The 21386-nt window shown below is 38.3% G+C and carries 18 protein-coding genes; 7 read left to right on the top strand and 11 right to left on the bottom strand.

Annotation, left to right across the window (positions count from 1 at the left end; all coding sequences use genetic code 11):
- Positions 1–249: 249 nt before the first annotated feature.
- From DBO93_RS17055 to DBO93_RS17045, 3 genes are all read left to right on the top strand, one after another.
- Positions 250–999, top strand: a complete 750-nt coding sequence (locus tag DBO93_RS17055) for an ABC transporter substrate-binding protein (protein ID WP_108457394.1) — start codon at positions 250–252, stop codon at positions 997–999.
- 635 nt (positions 1000–1634) lie between these two features.
- Entirely contained in the window at positions 1635–2384 is a 750-nt protein-coding gene (locus DBO93_RS17050; RefSeq protein WP_108457393.1) for a PRC-barrel domain-containing protein, read from the top strand.
- A gap of 109 nt (positions 2385–2493) precedes the next feature.
- Entirely contained in the window at positions 2494–3864 is a 1371-nt protein-coding gene (locus DBO93_RS17045; RefSeq protein WP_108457392.1) for a class II fumarate hydratase, read from the top strand.
- Positions 3865–3995: 131 nt separating this feature from the next.
- Here DBO93_RS17045 and DBO93_RS17040 read toward each other — a convergent pair whose 3' ends face one another.
- The 6 genes from DBO93_RS17040 to DBO93_RS17015 form a co-directional block, all read right to left on the bottom strand.
- A complete protein-coding gene (locus DBO93_RS17040) occupies positions 3996–4628 on the bottom strand; it encodes a trimeric intracellular cation channel family protein (protein ID WP_108457391.1) in 633 nt (210 codons plus the stop codon).
- An 11-nt stretch (positions 4629–4639) separates the two neighbouring features.
- On the bottom strand, positions 4640–5032 hold the full coding sequence (locus tag DBO93_RS17035) for a rhodanese-like domain-containing protein (RefSeq protein WP_108457390.1): 393 nt from the start codon (positions 5030–5032) through the stop codon (positions 4640–4642).
- Between the two features lie 124 nt (positions 5033–5156).
- Entirely contained in the window at positions 5157–6134 is a 978-nt protein-coding gene (locus tag DBO93_RS17030; RefSeq protein WP_108457389.1) for a cobalamin biosynthesis protein, read from the bottom strand.
- On the bottom strand, positions 6134–6844 hold the full coding sequence (gene mtnN, locus DBO93_RS17025; protein WP_108457388.1) for a 5'-methylthioadenosine/S-adenosylhomocysteine nucleosidase: 711 nt from the start codon (positions 6842–6844) through the stop codon (positions 6134–6136). The genes DBO93_RS17030 and mtnN overlap by 1 nt, the downstream gene beginning before the upstream one ends.
- Before the next feature lie 131 nt (positions 6845–6975).
- Positions 6976–7635: a DUF2726 domain-containing protein gene (locus DBO93_RS17020; RefSeq protein WP_108457387.1), complete on the bottom strand. Its 660-nt coding sequence runs from the start codon at positions 7633–7635 to the stop codon at positions 6976–6978.
- 172 nt (positions 7636–7807) lie between these two features.
- Entirely contained in the window at positions 7808–8428 is a 621-nt protein-coding gene (locus tag DBO93_RS17015) for a dUTP diphosphatase (protein ID WP_108457910.1), read from the bottom strand.
- 119 nt (positions 8429–8547) lie between these two features.
- On the opposite strand from DBO93_RS17015, the gene DBO93_RS17010 reads away from it, so the two are divergent.
- Positions 8548–8895, top strand: a complete 348-nt coding sequence (locus DBO93_RS17010; protein WP_275403656.1) for a DUF2956 domain-containing protein — start codon at positions 8548–8550, stop codon at positions 8893–8895.
- Between the two features lie 122 nt (positions 8896–9017).
- On the opposite strand, the gene DBO93_RS17005 is transcribed toward DBO93_RS17010, so the two are convergent.
- Genes DBO93_RS17005 through DBO93_RS16995 form a run of 3 tightly spaced genes read right to left on the bottom strand, consistent with a single transcriptional unit; the run spans position 9018 to position 13832 of the window.
- A complete protein-coding gene (locus DBO93_RS17005; RefSeq protein ID WP_162533817.1) occupies positions 9018–10337 on the bottom strand; it encodes a hypothetical protein in 1320 nt (439 codons plus the stop codon).
- A 23-nt stretch (positions 10338–10360) separates the two neighbouring features.
- Complete coding sequence (locus DBO93_RS17000) at positions 10361–11224, bottom strand: outer membrane lipoprotein-sorting protein (RefSeq protein ID WP_108457385.1); 864 nt, start codon at positions 11222–11224, stop codon at positions 10361–10363.
- A gap of 10 nt (positions 11225–11234) precedes the next feature.
- Positions 11235–13832 carry an MMPL family transporter gene (locus DBO93_RS16995; protein ID WP_239059030.1) on the bottom strand — a complete coding sequence of 866 codons (2598 nt, stop codon included), beginning with the start codon at positions 13830–13832 and terminating at the stop codon, positions 11235–11237.
- 164 nt (positions 13833–13996) lie between these two features.
- On the opposite strand from DBO93_RS16995, the gene DBO93_RS16990 reads away from it, so the two are divergent.
- Positions 13997–14314 carry a metalloregulator ArsR/SmtB family transcription factor gene (locus DBO93_RS16990; RefSeq protein WP_108457384.1) on the top strand — a complete coding sequence of 106 codons (318 nt, stop codon included), beginning with the start codon at positions 13997–13999 and terminating at the stop codon, positions 14312–14314.
- 24 nt (positions 14315–14338) lie between these two features.
- Here DBO93_RS16990 and DBO93_RS16985 read toward each other — a convergent pair whose 3' ends face one another.
- A complete protein-coding gene (locus DBO93_RS16985) occupies positions 14339–15358 on the bottom strand; it encodes a helix-turn-helix domain-containing protein (RefSeq protein WP_108457383.1) in 1020 nt (339 codons plus the stop codon).
- Between the two features lie 133 nt (positions 15359–15491).
- On the opposite strand from DBO93_RS16985, the gene DBO93_RS16980 reads away from it, so the two are divergent.
- The gene (locus DBO93_RS16980; protein ID WP_108457382.1) at positions 15492–17387 is read left to right on the top strand and encodes a beta-ketoacyl synthase; all 1896 of its coding nucleotides are present in this window, start codon (positions 15492–15494) and stop codon (positions 17385–17387) included.
- A 218-nt stretch (positions 17388–17605) separates the two neighbouring features.
- Positions 17606–19810: a diguanylate cyclase gene (locus tag DBO93_RS16975; protein ID WP_108457381.1), complete on the top strand. Its 2205-nt coding sequence runs from the start codon at positions 17606–17608 to the stop codon at positions 19808–19810.
- Between the two features lie 109 nt (positions 19811–19919).
- Here the strand turns inward: DBO93_RS16975 and DBO93_RS16970 are convergent, their stop codons facing one another.
- Positions 19920–21368: an FAD-dependent oxidoreductase gene (locus DBO93_RS16970; protein ID WP_108457380.1), complete on the bottom strand. Its 1449-nt coding sequence runs from the start codon at positions 21366–21368 to the stop codon at positions 19920–19922.
- Between the last annotated feature and the right edge of the window lie 18 nt (positions 21369–21386).

Genomic DNA, 21386 nt, shown 5'->3' with positions numbered 1-21386 from the left:
GGCTTTTATGAACTATCGCTTATACTTTATTCATATTGAATTATTTAAAAGTAGTAAAGGGATCTCTACATTAATATAAAATGGATAAAAAGTAGGATCTGACAAATGATAAAGCATGATTTAAATTACCTGCTTAGATTGAGCACTCATTGTTTTTTCAGCTAACCTTAGCGTTCAGGTTTATTGTTATCTCGAATATTGAGAAGATTTAAGTGTCAGCATTAAAATTTCTTTGTCATTTGGAGTGGTATGCATCAAGTTTTTTATAGGTTTTCGATTATAGGCATGTTGGTGGCATTTATTGCTTTGACTAATAGTAGTTTGGTATTCGCAACCGAACTTAATGAGCTTACTTATATTACTGAAAGTAGTGCTTCATTTAATTATATTCGAGATGGAAAATTGCAAGGACCTGCGGTAGATTTACTTTTGGCTGCTTCGTTGAGTGCTGGTAGTCCAGTAAAACGCGAGAATATATTAGTGCAACCTTGGGCAAGAGGTTTTAGTAATGCTCAAAAGGGACCTAACACGGTTTTGTTTAGCACCATTAGAACGCCCGAACGAGAGAATGACTTTCAATGGGTCGGGCCTATTGCTTCTGAAAGTGATGTTTTGATAGCGTTGAAAATACGTAAACTTACGATCAGCAAACCAGAAGATATGATGGGATATATTACCGGTGCTGTAAGAGATGATGTCGGCGAGGAGATACTTCAAGAGGTAGGCGTTCCGCTGGACAGAATTACCTTGCTTTCTCACTCAACAAACTTGGGTCTGATGTTAAGTGCTGGACGGATAGATTTATGGATATTTGGTGAAGATGGCTGGCGTGAGACCTTAACTTCATCGGATCTTGATCCCGCTGATTTTGAAATTATTTACCGCTTTCCATCAAAACATTATTATTTTGCGCTTAGCTCTGATATCGAGCAGCAGTTGGTTGAGAAGTTTCAGCAAGCGATAGATAAAGTATTCGTGTCAAGCGAGCTTGCTCGCTAACTTTCACTTATAAAGCATCGGCCTTGAAAGCTAATTTCCTATCCCCTCGATGCTTCCTCCCACTTTTTTTGCTCTTGATGAAATACATGAAAATCGAATACGGTTAAACGTCAATGATTAGTCGCTAAACACTACGCCATATATCAACAATAATCAGAAGAGTCAGTGAAAAAGGTAAATAAAGCTATTTTCGTTATAGCCTGGTTATTCATAACGAACACATTGGCGTGCTAAGTTTAGAAAATGACAAATAACAGTGCTACTGAGTAATTAGTAACTGCCGATATGGCCTTTAACACATACATTTGTCAGATAAAACTCAATCATAAGCCATTAAATTTTTGTGCCGAGCATTAATTATAGTTAGTGTACTAACTATAATTAATGCTCGGTGGTTGTTATTGTGATGCTACATTGTTGTTTTTAATTGTTATTGTGTTTTTATATTAAAATAAATAAAATTTGAACTATAATTATACTACGTACACTAAGTAATGTGATAGGTGATTGCGTAGATATTAAATAGGGCGCTTGTACGAAATCATCTTAAATTATTATCGACGTATGAGAGCGAAAATTCTGATGTTTTGATGAAAATCAATTGTTAAATATAACGAACAAATATGGAGAAAGTGATGTTAGTCAATTTGGAAGAGCTAAACGGAAGCACTATTCATGCAGTAGATGGTGAAATTGGGCAGGTAACAGATGTGTATTTTGATGATAGACACTGGACCATCAGGTTTATGGTTGTTGATATCAGCCCTTGGGTACCCTTAAGTGAAAAAACCTTGATAAGCCCTATATCACTGCTTGAATACGATACTAAAGAGCAGCAACTTAACGTGTCTATAACAAAAGATAAGGTTAAGAACAGTCCACAAATAGATGAACACGAAACCGTTTCCCGTGAGTTTGAAAAGAACTATTTTGATTATTATGCCTATGGTTACTATTGGGGAGGGGCTGGAGCATGGGGTGAATACGCGTATCCAATGGCTTTGGTTAACCCAAAAACATTGCCAAAAGATAGCAAAGAAAGTGAAAATGCTAAAACTACCAACCATCTTCGCTCAACCAATGAGATTACACATTACGGTATAGATGCTTTAGATGGTAAAAAAGGCTATATCAAAGACTTTATTTGTGACACCCATAGTTGGTCTTTGCTTTACATTGTGGTTGATACCCGTGATTGGCTACCTGGCGGCAAAAAAGTACTGATTTCTCCAAAGCATTTAGATAAGTTAAATTGGGAAGAAAAAACGGTCACCTGTAATCTTAGTTTTGAGCAGATAAAAGCGTGTCCAGAATACAATGAAGACAAATTGAATGATGTTGAGTATCTAGCAGAAGTTAAAAATAAACTCATATTCAATAAGTAGTCAAATTAAATATATTCTCACAGTAATATGCCCATTATTGCCATGGGCGTAAAGTTAGTTGGCGAAAAATTTTCAAGCTACTATTATCGCGTAATTAAAGGATAACTAAATGCAAAAAAATGACGACAATAAACCATCAAAGAGTAGTGAGATAACCGATATATTATATGGTACTGAAACGGCCAAAGCCCTGACCAATTTTACCATTAGCGAGCTAAAAATGCCGCGAGCATTTCTATGGGCACTAGCGACACTAAAAAGCGCCTGCGCTCAAGCTAATCAAGAATTAGGGCTGCTTGATACTGATAAATCTGCTGCTATTCAACTGGCTGCCAAAGAAGTTGCTGACGGTTTTCACGTTAATCAGTTCCCAGTTGATGTATTTCAAACTGGCTCGGGCACCAGCACTAATATGAACGTTAATGAAGTTATTGTCTCGTTAGTTAAACGACATAGTCAGCAAAAAATTATTCTTCACCCAAACGATGACGTGAACATGGGGCAAAGCTCTAATGACGTTATCCCGTCATGTATCCACTTAAGTGCAGCAAAGCTTATCTCTGATGAATTGTTACCCGCACTTCAGCATTTGAGCGATACCTTGGATGCAAAAGCGAGTGAACACCACAACACCATTAAAACTGGCAGAACGCATTTAATGGATGCTATGCCGTTAAGTTTCGCTCAGGAAATAAGTGGCTGGAGTAGTCAAATTCGTTATGCACATCAACAGTTGGAAAATAGCTTACCGAGTTTATTGAAATTGGCTATTGGCGGAACCGCAATCGGTACAGGTGTTAACACACATCCAGAATTTTCAGGCATTGTTACTCGGGTATTAACGCAAAGAACAGGATTATCATTTACCCCTGCTGATAATTATTTTCGCGCCATAAGTGCTCAAGATACAGCCGTGCAGATCAGTGGTGTGCTAAAAACTACAGCGGTTAGTCTGAGTAAAGTAAGTAATGACATTCGTTGGCTGAGCAGTGGGCCTTTAAATGGCTTAAATGAATTACAGCTACCCGAACTACAAAAAGGCAGCAGTATTATGCCAGGCAAAGTTAACCCTGTGATCCCAGAAGCGGTTTTAATGGCTTGTACTCAGGTTATTGGCAACGACACCACTGTTACAATAGCTGGGCAATCGGGTAACTTTCAACTCAACACCATGCTACCTTTGATTGGTCATACGTTGGTGCAAAGTATTCAACTTTTAACGTCAAGCAGCATGGCACTTGCCGATAAAGTAATTAAAGATATGAAAGTAAATCATTCGATGATTAATCATAACTTGGCAAAAAATCCTATTTTAGCAACGGCGTTAAACCAGTTAATTGGTTATGACAAAAGCGCCGAGATTGCTAAAAAAGCGTATGAAGAAAAAAGAACGGTGTTAGATGTGGCAAGAGAACTCACGGATATCAGTGAAGCCGAACTTATTAAACTACTCGACCCTAAACGACTTACCCGTGAATAAAATATAATCATATAAACAGCTGACAAATTTCATATATCAGCGAATAGATATGCTTTACAAGGATGTAGTGAGTAAATGATTTTAATGTGGACTAAGCTGACACCCACTTAGTTCACAATCGATATATATGGCTATTTATTACTTTCATCATGATCAATTAATTCAAAAGCTGGCAAGGTTACTCGCCAATAAATAGCAGCTAAACGTAACGCTAATGCACCTAATATTGAGCCAATAATGGCAACATGGGCAGGAAGGTCTAGATAGGTGAGTGAGGTAAATAATACGCCACCTAAAATAGCCGCAGTGGCGTAAATTTCTTGTCGTAATATCATCGGAATAACATTACAAAGTACGTCGCGGATCATACCGCCAGCAACACCTGTCACCATGCCCAATAAAATAGCAACGGGAACAGCTGCACCTAAGGTTAAGGCTTTTTCAGTGCCTAATACAGCAAACAAAGCTAAACCAAAGGCATCGGAAACCAAAAGAAATCGTTTGGGAATACGTTTAGGGCATCGAATAAAAATAATAGTGAGTACGGCAGTCGCTAGAATGACATACAGATATATTGGATTTTTGACCCAAAATACTGGCGTTTGTAAAATTACATCGCGAATAGTGCCGCCGCCAATTGCGGTAACCGCAGATAATACGGCAACACCAAATGGGTCGAGTTGATAGCGACCGGCCATTAACGCCCCTGAAAAGGCAAAAACAATAACGCCGAAAAGGTCAAGCCAATAAAGTAATTCTAGCATTGCAAAGGTACTTATTTAGTTAAAGGTAAGTCAGCGGCTTGCCAACTATTCATATCGCCTTCAAGGTGGCGAAGGTCGCTAAATCCAGCGGCGCGTAAATCATTTTCTGCACTTACAGCGCGACGACCTGAACGACAATGCACGACAACGGTTTGATCTTTAAAACCCATAATTTTACTGAGATTAGCATTAATTTGTTCATGGCTAATATTAATAGCACCGACAATATGCCCTTCAGCGAATTCTTCGGCGGTGCGCACATCTAAAACAATAGTTTTATTTGCAGGGGTCGCCATTAAGGTTAAAAGAGCTTGTTGTGAAATGGGTGTTGTTGTTTCTTCGGCAAAAGAGGTTAAAGCAAACAGGCTTAATAAAACAATCAAGATTGACTGGATAAATTTCATAAAAAATCCTTAAATACGGTTAAACTCAGTTTTACGTTATTACTTACAGTTTACCTTAATCGTTATGATAGCAAAGGCTTTTCATTACCGGTAAATAAGTTAGTTATGTAAACCATAAATATTATCAAGTAAGACCTGAAATAGAATAGGACGTTACGCCAATCAGCAGTAGTAATAAAACCAAAATATAAAGTGCGTAATTTATTCGTTTGCTAGCATGAATAATGTCGGTAGTTTGCGGTTGTCTTGCGTGATCATTAAAGCTAGCTTTACGTACTTTATTACCACTATACATGGCTACGCCACTGAGCTTTATTTCTAAACCTAAAGATAATATGTGCAATAAAATATTGTTGTTAGTTTGAAAAAACTTACCTCGTATTAAACGCCAGTAAAGCAAAGTGTTTTGCCCAACAGTGCCAAGTAAAAGGAGTAATGCAAAAATTCGTGACGGCAACCATTGAAGTAATTTAATGATATGGTTTACCGCAGCGCCAAAATGGACAAAACGGTATATTTTAATATTCCATGCGTAATGCATTTCTAGTAATAAACGAAATGACAACGCCACTAAAGGGCCAAAAAAGAGAAAGTAAAACCCAACACAAACTAGCAATTGCGAACTACGTAATACTTGCATCTCAATGCAAGCTTTACTGATACCTAGTGGCGATAGCTGTTCGGTGTCGCGCAATAATAACGGAGCCACCTTTTGCTTAGCTTGGTAGGTATTATTAGCAACTAATTCACGTGCAATAACTTTATTCGCTTTAGTTAAGCCAAAATTACCTAAGGCAAAATAAAGTAAAAACGCATGCCAAAGCCATTGCACTTCAATGAATATTTCAAATAACCATAAAATGGCAATTATAGGGATTAACGTAACAAGTACGGCAATTAAGCCTGAAATGTTTTGTTGGCGTGCACTATTACTGGATTTATTCACCTTGTCAGCGAGGCGCTGACAATAGAAACTGAAAAAAGCTAATGGTTGCTGAGTAATAAAATGACCAATAATTGCTTTTAATGCGAGCAACAATAACAACGTGAGCGCAGAAGAATACAAATATGGACTGGTTAATATATCACTCAGATATTGCATTAGTTTAACGATTTTCCTTTCAGAGCTTCGAGCATACTCGTGACTAAGGTAGACGAGTTAACTGAAGCTGTTTCTAAATAAGCTTCAAATGAAGTTGGTGATTCTTTACCTGCAATATCTGACATTGAACGAATAACCACAAAAGGTGTGTTGAACTGATGACAAGTGTGAGCAATGGCAGCACCTTCCATTTCAACTGCTGCCATAGTGGGAAAGTTGGCTCTGGCTTTTGCAATGTCGTCGTCTTTGGTCATAAAGGTATCGCCAGTGGTAATTAGGCCGACTAACGTTTGTACATTTTCAAGCGAGCTTATGCCAATTTTTGCTGCGGCTACAAGTTCTGGGTGAGGAATATAGGCTGGCGGGTTAGCCGGTAATTGACCTATTTCATAACCAAAGGCTGTTACGTCAACATCGTGATAACGCACTTCTGAGCTAATAACAATATCGCCTACTTTAAGCGACTGTTCAAAACCACCTGCCGAACCAGTATTAACCACATAATCAGGTTGAAACTTATCAATAAGAATCGCTGTAGCTAGTGCCGCGGCTACTTTACCAATGCCCGATTGAACAATAACTACATCAGAGCCATTTAATAATCCCTGATAAAATGTATAACCAGCGTGTGTAGATGTTTGGCAATTTTCTAATTTTGCTTTTAAAATGGCAACTTCAGGTTCCATTGCGCCAATAATACCTGCTTTCATTAACTTTAATCCTATCTATATTTTGACGACCACATTGCGCCATAGTTTATGGGCGGATTATAGCGCGACTTTTGCATATCAACAAAAAAAGCAGACTTAGATGTCTGCTTTTTGTTTTATATTTTAATTTTTTAGTGTGGCAGCGCTGCTACTTGATTAGCTGAAAGCTGCCTTGGCATAGCTGGTGTATCTTTTGATAACATGGCATGAGCCGCCGTTGATGATAATGCACCTGTTGCTCTAGGTCGTGCTTTAACCAATGGTGCTGGAATAATTCTACCTTTTACTTGTGGAGCAGCAGTTTTATTTCCTAACATACGGCTGTTAATACAAGCACGAATTTCATCAATGGTGTAATTAGCTTTTACTTTAATGCGAATATGAGGAATAGCGGCGGCTTCAAGCGCGCCACTTACAAACCAATCTTTCTTAACTTTGTAGCCTTTTCCTTGGGTGTCGACTAAATCTATTACGCCAAGCATTTTCATGCTTTCACGCTCACAAATAACAAAGTCTAAGTACTTACTATGCGCATTATTCGAGGCGGTTTGGCCGGCTCGCTTTGATACGCCATTGCGAATACTAACAATATCAGCAAGTTTAACGCGGTTAATAATTCGATACTTTGAGCCCATAGCTTGCTCAACAAGGTTTTGAAAGTTTTTTTCTGCGGGAGTAAATAATGCAGTTTTACGATCGAAAGGAAAGGGAAAACTATTATCGTTTAAGCGGCTCGCAAGCATACCAACAATAACAATTAGGCTGATCATGGCAAATAGAATAAGTTCCATATACATCTCCGGCAGTTCAATTTCTTGACGTTTATCTTAGTTAACTTGATAAAGCAAAAAATGAGCCATAGATGATGTTATGAACACGTTAGTGAGTTAATAATATTAATTTTCGATGAAATATTTATTAACTCACTGATTTTAATGGTTTAGATGCGAAGTTTATTGTTGATTATTTCGGGTACTTAGCTTTTAATTCGCTATAAAGTTGCTGTTGAAAGTCGTCAGCAGTGGTGTCGAGTGTCTTCACCAAGTTTGCTAGCACTTCGTTGTCTTCTTCGCCGTGCCAAATTTTAATATAGCTACCTTCTTTATAACCGTGATCTTGACGGAAGAAATTTAACGTGTTTTTTCCAACATATTGACGGAAAAGTTCATCTAAATCCATTGCCATTAAACGCATACAATCGGCTAGTGCCAATGCGTCAAATGCTTTGTTAGTCACGGCTGCAGAGGCCAGGCTTTCTAAAGCAATTTTAAAGTCTTGCTGACCACTATTTTGGGTTAATTCAGTGGCTAAAGTTTGAGTAATATTTTCTATTGAGTCACCAGACATTAAACGTAAACTTAAGCCAAAGTGAAAAATATCGACTAATTCTAACTGCACTTGTGCAACGTCAATTTCTTGGTGTTTCCACCATTTCCAACCATGATGATCTAGCATTTCGGCACACTCAACCCAAATGGCACGATACCATTCGTAATTGTTATCTCGCCAAGTTTCGCTAACGCGTGAGTTCATGGCATCTTGCATTGATAACATTTGGGTAATTTGGTTTTTTGCGGTGCTCAGTAAATCGCTCATGCTGTTCTCTATGTTATGGAAATTGGGTGGTAATAAAAACTATTGCTGATAGTTTAGCAAGATTAATGGCATTATATAATCATTAAAATTGATTAAGAGGTTCAGCTTTGACAGCTCAAGTTTCAAGTAAAGTTTCCAGTGAAGTACAAAGTGAAGCAATGCGTATTGCCAAAGGCACACAAAAAAAATCACAAACTAAAGAGCAAACTAAATTAATTGCTCAAGGTATTGAAAAAGGTATTAGTGAGTATAAGAAGCAACAAAAGGTAAAGTCTCGCGAACGTGACAAACAGCGTAAAAAAACAGTTGCCGTGAAGGCTAACGCGCAAGCAAGTGAATCAACATCGGTAAATAACCATGGACAAGAAAATTTAAGTAACAATCAAAAAGTAGCAATGGCTTTACCTTGGTTGCTGTTAATGGTGAGTTGGGGCTACTTTTTACTGACGACTTAATGACAAAAGTTGCCGGGCATGTTGGTTTATTTGAGTTTTAGATTTACAAACTCACCATGTAAGTCAGTTTTATCGTTTACGCGTAATAATTACGGGGCTTTTAGTTAGGCTAGATAATGCGATTAATATTGGTAGCGTGCTCGTAACCATGCATTGGTGTTTTTTTCGAGTTGGCCAAAAAATGAAAACTCATCTTCGCCAAAGAATATATTGGCGCCAGCACTCAATAGCCACTGATCATTGTATTGATAATTTATTGAAGGCTTAAGATAAACATCTTTATCGCTAGGCGAGTAAAAGGCAAACATTGAGTAAGTAAGCGTTTGCCTAAGTGCGCGGTAGCTTAAGCGTAAGGTGACTAAGTGACGATTTTCAGCAACAAGTTGTTCAGGTAATTGGCTATTGTTAACTAGTGCTTGATAATGCTTAGTGCGCTCTAGGTAATATTGCATATTAGCGGTTAGGTTTTTTGCTAGTTCGTGTTCATAGCCTATTAAGAATTTGTGCTGACCATTAGCGATCATATTGTTAGTGCCTTGGTTATCATCAATGCTGTTGTAACTGGCATATTCAACATTCAAAATACCGCCCTTAAAGGGGGTTATTGCACTGACGCCCCAAGTATTAAGAGCAGGAAAATAGGCTTGGTTTTGCATAACATTATTTGCAGATTGCTTTGTTCCTTCAGGTGTTGGCCAAAAACCTTGATAGCCATAAAGTGAAACTTCAATATCGTTAATACGAGTATTTAAGCGAGCTGCCCACTGTGCTTTATGGGTATTGTCAACGGAGAAACCGTTAGCCGGTGCCACTATTTGTTGTGCTTGCGGCGAATAAAACGAGAAACGTTCGCCGTTAAGATAGTTGTCGGGAGTAAACTCGGGTGTCCATACTAAGGTAAAGTTTACGGCGTTATAAAACCAGTTAGTTCTAATACTATTTGATGGCGCTTTTAAGTATTCATCTGCGCGACCAGCAAAAAATGACTGCCAATCTTTAGCAAATAAATCATTGAGAAATAGATAGTCACCTGTGCCCCAAGTTAATACTTGTCGACCCGCTTTTATATCCAGAAAACTAAATGGACTAGCACTCAAACTCAGCTCTCGGGTTTGAAAAATAGTCTTCGCTAATACGCTATCGTAGTAGCTATCTAACTTGACACTGGCATCGAACAGTTCATGGCTATAATCCACATTTATTCTTGCTTTAAGTTCATTCAGCGAAGCGTTATTTTCAGTAACATTAGTTTGTAGAAACTGTCCGTAAGCTGCTTCAATAAAACCTGTGACTTGCCATGGCGAAGCAGGTGCCTCTTCAACCCAAGCGTCTGCCCAGTCATCATTACTCTCATTATTTGCAATCGCGTTTGTGCTACCCGCTAAGAGAACAATATTAAGCAGCAGGGCTTTAATGATCGCTAAATTATTAATGACTTTCACCTTTTTTAATAAAACGTTAACGATTAGTCTAACCAAGATTTTGGTGGTGTACGCATACTGCGTTCACTGAAAATGTTATCGGGTAAGCCAAGGTTATATTTCACATTTCTAAATTGCATTTCGGTATAGCTACTATTACTTAGATTAGTAATACGTGATTTCATCACGGTGGCAATACCGTCAATATCTTGTACTTGTAGTACGGTCATCTTACGTATAGCTTGATTATTTTTATCAAAATAAATTGTTTCTATGGGGAGAGAATTTTGTTTATCAATTTTTACGGTATAACTGCTAAATTCAACACTTTGTTGATCTTTGGGTAGGGCGGAAATGGTGTAAGTGTTTTTGTCTTCACTCACTAAAGTAAAGCTATCTTCATTAGGGTTACGGCCTGAAACATCTTCATAGTAAAAGTGTGAACCGACAAAAGAGGTACGTTTATCACCCGCAGAAATACGTTTTACTAGATCCAGAGCAGGTAAATATAACCAGCGGTTGTCGTCACTTTTAAGTTGTTTTTCTACTCGAAATACCGTGTCTTTGACATTGCTGGGTTGCGAAAAAAACACCAATATATTTTGATCACCCAGATCTTGTAAATCTTTACGTAAAATAATGAATTGTCGCATTTGGCGGTTGCCGTTTTCATCAACAATAATCATGCGCGCTTCAGCGCTACCATCTTCGCCAGCGTAATAAGACGCTAAGTTTGCTTGGTCGATTATGTTGTTAACCTTGATTGTTGTAGCATTTTCATTAGATAACGTAGCGTCTTCTTCAGCATGAAGAAAAGCATTACTGGTTAAAAACAAGCTAAGTGTCAGCACAACTTTGCCACTGTGTTTGAAAATTTTTATTATTTGCCTAGTAAATGTAATGGTCATTATGTTGTCCTTATGAATGCTGTATTTTTTTATCGGCTTTAAGGGCACTGCGCTTGGCAAGCAGTGTTAGCAGTGCGGGTAGCAATACCAAGGTCACTAATGCCGATAAAATCATGATGCTCGCTAAGAAAAATCCTACTGTGATATAGGGCATAAGCGGTGATAATAAAAGTGGGGTAAAACCAATCGCAATGACGATGGCATTGCGAGCAATCGCGCGGCTCGGTTCTTGAAACATGTCTGACAATGCGGCGCTTAGGCTTTGTTTTTCGGTTTCAAGTTCGCGCACACGTTGAATAAAGTGTATTGCAAAATCAATTGATAAACCTAAGGTTAATGCCGATAACACCGCAATAGGCATGTCATACGCTTTGCCAAGCCAGCCCACCAGTCCGTAGATCATGGTAATGGTGAAGGTAAGTGGTAACATCGCAAATATGCCATATTTAATCGATCTAAATAGCAGCATCATCATGATAAATACGATAACAAATGACGACAGTAGGCTGTCGATCATGCCGCTGACCATCGCGTCTTGCCAAACAACGTTAAGATAAGATTTACCCGCCCATTGATGCTGAACGTTGCTAGGTGGTGGGTTTTCACTGATGTAATTGTCTACCCAACTGACGACGTTTGCCATGTGCTGATTGTCACCGCTAGTCATTTGCAGCCATAAAAGTGTTCTTTGAAAATCAGGGCTAACAAAGTGCCATAAATCTTGCGGACGATGTGAAGACTGAAATTGCAACAAGGTTTGTGCAACACCATTACTGCTATTTGGAATTTTGAAGTCTTTAGTCTCGCCTGAATTAAGCTCACGATTTACTGTGCTAATAATATCGGTCAAGCTGTTTACTTTACCGACATCGCCGTTATTCACGAGAGCAGTTTGTAACTTAGCCAACCAATTAAGCATGGCAGAGTCAGTAAATATTTTTTGCGCGTTATTGGCTTGCTCGCTAATACTATAGAGCTGTTCGAGCCAAGGTTGCTCTTGGGCGTTGGCATTAAAACTAAAGTCATCAAGTTGGATTAATAAATCTTGCGTGAAAAAACTATTTCTTTCATTCGCATCGCTAGTTAGCCATTGATTGTAGGTTTGTGAAATAGCTGCTTTTGTTACGCCGTTATTTGCCGCATTAAGTATGTTATTAAAATGCTTCAGTGCGTCTTTTTGTTGCGGGTTGTTATTGCTAAACACTAACCATGCGTCATAAGTACCTGCAAAATGTTCATTAAGCACTTTATCAGCAATGCGAATTTCATGATCAGCTTTGAACCAATTCACCGGATTATCGTTAATAATAATACGGTTAACTCCAACTACACTAAGCGCAAATAAGGCAATAAAAGTGATTAAAATAAGCTTGGTTCGTTGTACCGAAAACGCACCCAGTTTTTCTAAGCTGTTAGCTAACCGACCTTTTTGTTCCATTAATAGAATAGCCTTTTGTAACTTAGCTAAAGTTTCAGGCTTCATGCGGGCAATATAAGCAGGGATATAAGTAATGGTTAACACAAAAGCCAATAGTATGCCGCTACCGATAAAGGCGCCAAATACTTTAACGGGTGGAATAGGCGTTAACATTAACGAATAAAAGCCAACGGCAGAGGTAATCGAGGTAAACAGCATGGGCTTATATAAATGCCCCATGACCTTTTTAATGGTTTTAGATGCATCGTCACCGTCTTTAAAGCGATCAGCAAATTCTGATAAAATATGTACGGAATCGACCACCGCTATTGGCATTAAAAATATAGCGATCATCGACGACATAATATGTACGGTAAAACCAAAGCCAATTAAGCTGCCCATAATGATCAACACTGTTGCCATGGCAACCACCATCGGCGCAATAATCAGTGTGATATTTCGAAAGAAAAACCAAAGTAATAAGAAAATAGCTAAACCAGCGAGTGGCGCGGCAACGCCCATTTGTACAAACATTTCGTAGCCAAATTGGTCTTCGGCAACCGGTAAGCCTGTAATATGAAAAGCTAGGTCACTTTGTGATACGGCTGAAATTTTCGCCGCTAAAGCTCGAATTTTTTCAGCAATAACATAGCTTTGGTCTTTGGCAATAATCGGTACATAAATTGCGATAGCTTTATCGTCGCCCGAAACTAAGGTGTTATTTAACATAGGTAAGCGTTTTACTGCTTGTTGAATAACTTGGCTGGCTTTTTCGGTAGTGGGGGCTTGTTTCATCAGGTATTCAAATTGAATACCTTGATTAACACCCTGATCATTTGTTAGTTGGCGTATATTGTCTACAACGGTTAACGACAGTAAATCTTGGGTGATAACTCCTTCTATTTGCAGAATTTCGTCAGTTAACTGTTCTACAACACTTAAGGTGTTCGGATTAAAAATGTTCTTATCGCTGACTAAGCCAACGACGATCATATCGCGCATTAAAAAGTCAGTTTTTATCTGATTGTGGAATATGCGCGCAGGAGCTTCTTGGCTGAGCATATTTTCAGGGTCAGTATCGATAGCTATTTTTGGTAACATCGCCAAACTCAGCATTGTTACAAGTAACATTAGGCTATAAATTACTTTGGGCTTTGCGATAGCAAAGTTTAATACGCGTTGATAATTCAAAATACTTCCTAGCCTTTTAAGTATAAATACAAATAAAGGTATATTAGATAAATGTAATATACTTTTATATTAGCAGTGTCTAATGTAAGATCCAACTAGAAATAAATATTCGTTTGTTTTATGCACGAAGATTAATTTTTACTATCAATAATAGTGAGTAATAAATGACCGAGTTAGCAGCAGTTGATATAACCGAAATGCGAGAGAGTGCAGCACAGGCAGCCGACTTGTTAAAGGCGATGAGTAATAAAAATAGGCTTTTATTATTATGCCATTTAGGTGAAAAAGAAATGTCGGTTAATGAACTGAATAACTTTGTTGATCTGAGCCAATCAAGTTTATCTCAGCATTTAGCGAGATTACGCCAAGATAACTTAGTGAAAACACGTCGTGAATCACAAACTATTTATTATAGTATCGCAAATCCATCAGTGGTAAAACTCATCAGCTTTTTACACAGTGAGTTTTGTGCAAAACCTTGAAAACAAACTTGTATAAATTAATCATTAATCATGACTAAATAATTTTTTTCTCACCATAGCACGGTAAGCTTTTGGCGTTATGCTTAACATTTGTTTAAAAAGCCGTGTGAAGTTTGCTTGGTCTTGATACCCCACTTGAAATGCCACTTCTTGAATCGATAAATTACTCGCCGCTAATAGCTCTTTCGCTGTTTGTATTTTTAGTTTTTGCCAATATTGCGTAGCATTAATACCGGTAGCAAGTTTGAATCTGCGGGTAAATGAGCGCTGACTAATGCCAAATTGTTGAGCAATATCATTTAACGTTAATTCAGAGTTTAAATTGGTTTTGAGCCAAAATTGAATTTGACTGATTAATTCGTCGGGGTGGCGATCAACCTCTCCTTCTAAATATCGTTGTTCTTCGTAAGGTTTTCTAATTTCATGGGAAAAATTGCGCTCTACTTGTTGTGCAGCATTCTGGCCATATATTTGAAAAATAATATGTACAACAATATCAGCTAAGGCATTAACACTGGCAGCACAATAGGTTCGTTCAGACTGGGTGATAAAAAAGTCAGGCTTTAAATCTACTTTTGGATAGTCACGTTTAAATTGCTCAACATAATGCCAATGAGTTGTTGCTGGATGATAATCTAAAATACCGGCTTCAGCCATGAGGCAAACACCTGTGCCACCGCCTATTAATGTAGAGCCTTCGGCCCAAATTGAACTTAACCATTTCAGCATTTTTGGCTGTTTAGCGATTGTGGGTCGAGGGTTACGCCATAAGCTAGGAATAAAGGCAAAGTCAGGTCGCTGAGCATGCGCAATGTCAGTATCTGGCATTAATTTAATTAAAGCGCGTGTAGATATCGGCTTTATCGACTCAGCCACCATTTGAATTGATAACCGAGGAGCATGACGATTTTCTTGTAAAGCTACGGCTTCACCAGCCCGTAACATTTCTACAGGCAGGCTGACGCTGGTTGTTAGCATATGGTCATACACTAATAATGCAATGTTAATCGTTTTTTGTTTGTTGCGTTTTACGTTTACTTTCATTGCTTAAATTACCAATTCAGTCTTATTTGGCTATTTTGACATATTTTGTGGCTGTTTGTGCGCATTATTATTTTGAGTTACCTCTTACAATAGCGACATATATATTGAGTGTTAATTTTAAAGAGATTTTTTCATGACTGCGTTACCGATTATAGTTGGCATGGGTGGCATTAATGCTGCTGGTCGTACATCATTTCATCAAGGCTTTCGCCGTATAGTAATTGATAAATTAAATGCTGAAGCACGCCAAGAAACATTTGTTGGCTTGGCTACTTTAATGAACTTATTAACTAGCCAAGATGGCAGTTTAGTTGACGCCGAAGGTAATGTTGTTGATAAGTCTGACGTTGAACAACGTTTTGGCGAAGAAATTTTAGCTGGCACGTTAATCCGTAAGATTGAAAATGAGCACTTTAATCCTGATGCGACACCATGGCAGCAAAAGCTGACTATGGATACTGGCGAAAATGGTATTAGTTTTGAGACTCGCGCTCGTGACTTACCGAGCCCATTGCCGCGTTCATGGAAAATAACTGAATTAGAAGATAAACGTGTTCGTGTAGAAATAGCCGGTGAAATTGAAGTTAAACATGATTCAACCCGCGATAACCCAATAAAAGCTGCGGGACAGTTTCCTACTGGTTTTAAACCCGCAAGTTTATATAACAGTCGATATCAGCCACGCGGTTTACAAGCCACTATTTTTGGCGCCGCTGATGCAATTCATTCAACAGGTTACAGTTGGAATGAGATTGTAGACAGAATTAGCCCTGATGAAATTGGCACCTACTCTGCCTCAGTATTTGGACAAACCCAAGCAGAAGGTTTTGGTGGCATGATGCAAAGCCGTCAACAAGGTGAGCGTGTATCAACAAAAAACTTAGCACTTGGCTTGAATACGATGTCGACAGATTTTATTAATGCCTATGTAACAGGCAGTGTCGGCACCACATTCACCTCTACCGGGGCATGTGCAACTTTTCTCTATAACTTAAAAGCGGCAGTACAAGATATTCAAGCTGGTCGTATTCGCTTAGCCATTGTTGGCAGTAATGATTGTGCTGTAACTCCTGAAGTTGTTGAAGGTTTCGGCAACATGAGTGCGCTTGCAAATGAAGAAGGCTTGAAAAAAATTGATGGTAATGGTGTTGCTGATCATCGCCGTACCAGTCGTCCATTCGGCAATAACTGTGGTTTTACTATCGGTGAAGCAGCACAGTTTATTGTGCTGATGGATGATGCGTTAGCACTTGAACTTGGCGCCAATGTTTTAGGTTCAGTAGCTGATGTGTTCACTAATGCTGATGGCATTAAAAAGTCAATTACAGCACCTGGACCTGGTAATTATATTACTATGGCGAAGTCAGTAGCGTTGGCTAAGTCTATTTTGGGTGCTGAGTCAGTGCAACAGCGTAGTTTTATATTGGCTCACGGTTCAAGTACACCTCAAAACCGCGTTACTGAGTCATTAATCTATGATCGTGTCGCAAAAAGTTTCGATATTAGCAATTGGCCTGTAGCCGCTCCGAAAGCGTTTGTTGGTCATACTATTGGGCCCGCTAGTGGCGATCAAGTCGCGATGGCTTTAGGTGTATTTGCACATAACATTATGCCAGGTATTACTACTATTGATAAAGTAGCCGATGATGTTTATAACGAGCGTTTAAATATTGCTACCGAGCATTGGTACTGTGACAATATGGATATAGCTTTTATTAACTCTAAAGGTTTTGGAGGAAATAATGCAACTGCAACTTTGTTTTCGCCAGCAGTTACTTTAGCAATGATGGAAAAGCGCCATGGCAGTGAAGCAATAGCAAGTTACCTAGCTAAAGCCGAAATTGTAGAGCAAGCCAGAATTAAATATCAAACACTGGCAGATAATGGTGACTTTCAAATTATTTACCGTTTTGGTGATGGCACGTTAATGGATGATGACGTTAACATTACCGATGAAGACATTAGTGTTAGCGGTTTTGCAAATAAGATAGTGTTGCCTGCAACAAACCCCTTTGCCGATATGACTTAATTATTTAATATAGTTAGGTTAATTTTCTTCCAAGCCCTGCAATAATATTGACAGGGCTTTTGTATTTAATGCACTATAAACAATCGATATAATAAATTTCAGCCTAACAGTAATCTTTGATACTTACTTATAAAGGACTTTACTGTATGGATAGCCTGCCTGAATTACGCATGTTAATACTTTAGTAAGTTAATAATGATTGAAGTGGTACATTACCTATGACGATTGCGCCAATTAAGGTTGCATTAAAGCTCGAAGAAGAAGTTGTTGAAGCAAAGTCTCCACAATTTCGCTCGATTCTATTAGCCTTGGGTTTAGGTTTATTCGGCGCACTACTAAACAGTTACCCGGTAGAGCTTGCTTACAGTGTTTCTCTAGTGATTGGTAATTTAGCGTTTATTTTTGCCGCGGCCTACCTTCGACCTGCTTTAACTTTGCTCTGTGCACTAATTTGTGTCGCACCACTATTAATTATTTGGGGTCACCCTTTTGGCTTTTTAACCTTCGGATTTGAAGCGCTTTTTGTTTCCTATATGCGAGGAAGAGGTTGGTATTTACCAACAGCTGATTTTTTGTATTGGTTGATTATTGGTATGCCGCTGACTGCTGCATTGATCTTGTTTAATACAACTGAGTCCCAAGAGTACTTATTTTTTTCTCTATTTAAACAAAGTATTAATGCCGTTTTTTATACTACTTTAGGTGTTATCTTAATTTTTGTATTCAGTGATAAATTGAATTGCTGGGTAAAATCACAACAGCCACAATTAAAGAAAAATCTGAAGCAATATCTGCATTATATTTTATGGGTTATGTCTGCGTTTTTTGTTATTGGTGTGTGTTTATTTTTAAGCCGTAACTTAAATGATATTCAACAGCAGCAAATTGAAGATAAGCTTGATATTAGTAGTCAATATTTGGGGCGCATTGTAGAAAATTACGTCGATGAACATAAAAATGCAGTTAAGATAGTTGCTAATGAACTGTCTGCAATAGAGCCAAATTTATTTAATGATAATTTAGTGAAGATGCATCAATTGTACCCTGGCTTTATTACTATGTTGGTTACCAATCGAGAAGCCAATATAGTGGCTACTTCACCTTTAAGTTTACTGGATGCTTTACCTAAAGGTGGTGCCAGTGTTGCAGATCGCTCTTACTTTACTGAAGCATTTTTTAATCAATCTGTTTATATTTCGCCTGCGTTTCTCGGTAGGTCGTTTGGCTCTGATCCTATCGTTGCGATTAGCGCGCCCATTTATGCTAACGGTGTAGATCAGCCAATAGGGATTGTGGAAGGCTCTTTAAACCTTAACTTGTTCGAAAATATTAACAGTTACTCAGCCAATGATCGTGAAATCGATGTGGTGTTAACTGATGAAAACGATAACGTTATATACGCCGAAAACAATTTAGCGAAAACTAAGTTAGCAAAGTTTAATTTTTCTTTTGATGAGGCTGACATTGCACACAACTTAATCATCATTGAATCGAACAACTTCACTAAAAAACGCTATTTATATCGCCAAATAACATTGAAAAATGGTTGGAAAATATTCGTCCTCATAGAGCATAGACAAATATTAAAATTAATAGAGCAACAGTATTTGACCATTTTTTTATCATTATTTTTTATTTTTATTTTAGTCATTTTATTAGCCAATCAATTTGCGAATACCTTAAATAAGCCATTAGCCTTCGTTTTAAAAGAGCTTGCCCATGGCGACGGTAAACAAGGCTATAAAACTATTCCATATGCTGCACCGAGTGAGTTTTTAACTTTATATACGGAATTGCAAAAATCGAAAGAGCATTTACTTAAACAACAATTTATTTTAGAGGAAAAAGTAAACCAACGGACCACCGCACTAAATAAAGCCAATATGGCTCTGAAAGAATTAGCGAACAAAGATAGCTTAACGGGTTTGTACAATCGTCGTTATCTCGAAAATAAATTTAGTGAGCTACAGGCGATACTGTCGCGAAATAATGCTTGTATGATGGTCGCCATGCTAGATCTTGACCATTTTAAAAACTTAAATGATGAATATGGACATTTAATCGGTGATAACTGCTTAACGTACATTAGTGATGTTATGCAACGTAAATTCGATCGTCGCAGTGATATTGTTGCTCGTTTTGGCGGAGAAGAATTTATTATTGTTGCACAATCGGATGATAATAAAAGTGTCTTACAAATGCTCGAAGAATTTCGAGAAGAGATAGCACAACATAACTTTCCACATAACTCTCACCATTTTGTAAATATGACCATCTCAATTGGTAGTTTAACGGCTAAAGCTAAGTTTTCTTCGGATATTGATGATTGGATCCGCTTAGCTGATAAGCAGTTGTATCAGGCGAAGAAGGCTGGTCGAAATAAATTATGTAATAGTGATTTAACCGATGCTAGTTTAAATTAAACAAGGTTTTGTTGAGTAAATGTTAGGGTGAACTTGTAGAGGTATTTTAAGAAAAGTCACTTTAAAATGTAGTATGAACCACACTTTAAAGTGAACTATAACAAAGGTTTTATGCTTCTTTTTCTTGTGGTGTCATCACGAAGTCTAGTATGCCGATAGCGGCTTTGCGGCCTTGATCAATCGCCGTAACGACTAAGTCTGAACCGAGTACCATATCACCGCCAGCAAAGATATTTTCTTTACTGGTTTGTAAAGCAAAGTTAGTGTTGTCGGCAGCAATTACACGGCCTCTAGCGTCAACTTCAACTCCGGCATCTTTCATCCACTGTGGTGGGCTTGGCATAAAGCCAAAAGCAATAACCACGGCATCAGCAGGCATAATGAACTCAGAGCCTTCAATCGCTTCAGGGTTACGTCGACCTTTAGCATCTGGCGCACCTAATTGTGTTTTAATAAATTTAACACCACATGCATTACCATTGTCATCTACCGCAATATCAATAGGTTGAATGTTAAATTGAAAATCTACACCTTCTTCTTTAGCATTTTGCACTTCACGTGGTGAACCCGGCATGTTGGCTTGATCACGTCGGTATGCACAAGTTACTTCAGTAGCACCTTGGCGAATAGAGCTTCGTACACAATCCATTGCGGTGTCACCACCACCAAGTACTACCACTTTTTTACCTGAAAAATTCACGTAAGGTTTGGCATTTGCATTGCCATCTTCTTGAGAAAGTTTCATCAGTTTTTGAGTATTGGCAATTAGAAAGTCTAAAGCGTTATAAACACCAGGTGCAGATTCATTTTCGAAACCGCCTGTCATGTCAGTGTAAGTACCCAAGGCTAAAAATACAGCGTCGAATTCATTACTGATATCGGCAAAGCTGATATCGACACCTACATTAGTATTGAGGCGAAATTCAATGCCCATACCTTCAAGTATTTCTCTGCGGGTTTGAATTACGTCTTTTTCTAATTTAAAAGATGGGATACCAAAAGTAAGCAAACCACCAATTTGAGCGTGTTTATCAAATACTACGGCTTCTACACCATTTCTTGTTAATACGTCAGCACAGGCGATACCAGCGGGTCCTGCGCCTATAATAGCCACACGTTTACCAGTGGCAATAACTTGAGATAAATCAGGTTTCCAGCCTTGAGCGATAGCGGTATCGGTGATGTACTTTTCAATATTACCGATAGTTACAGCACCAAAATCGTCATTGAGAGTACAAGCTGATTCACAAAGCCTGTCTTGTGGACAAACACGTCCACACATTTCAGGTAAGCTGTTGGTTTCATGGCACAGATCAGCCGCTTCCATTATTTTACCGTCAGTGACTAGCTCTAACCATTGTGGAATATAGTTATGTACAGGACATTTCCATTCACAATACGGGTTACCACAATCTAAACAGCGGTCGGCTTGCCCAGCGCTTTGATCTTCACTCAAAGGTTGGTAGATTTCGACAAAATTAATCTTACGCTGTTCTATCGCTTTTTTAGGCGGGTCGATGCGTTTGACGTCGATAAATTGATAAATATTTTTACTCATTAAAAAGCTTCTCCAATC

It is taken from the genome of Colwellia sp. Arc7-D, from assembly GCF_003061515.1.
Lineage (GTDB): Bacteria > Pseudomonadota > Gammaproteobacteria > Enterobacterales > Alteromonadaceae > Cognaticolwellia.
Note: the sequence above shows the minus strand (reverse complement) of the source record. Positions and strands in the feature narration are given on the sequence as shown.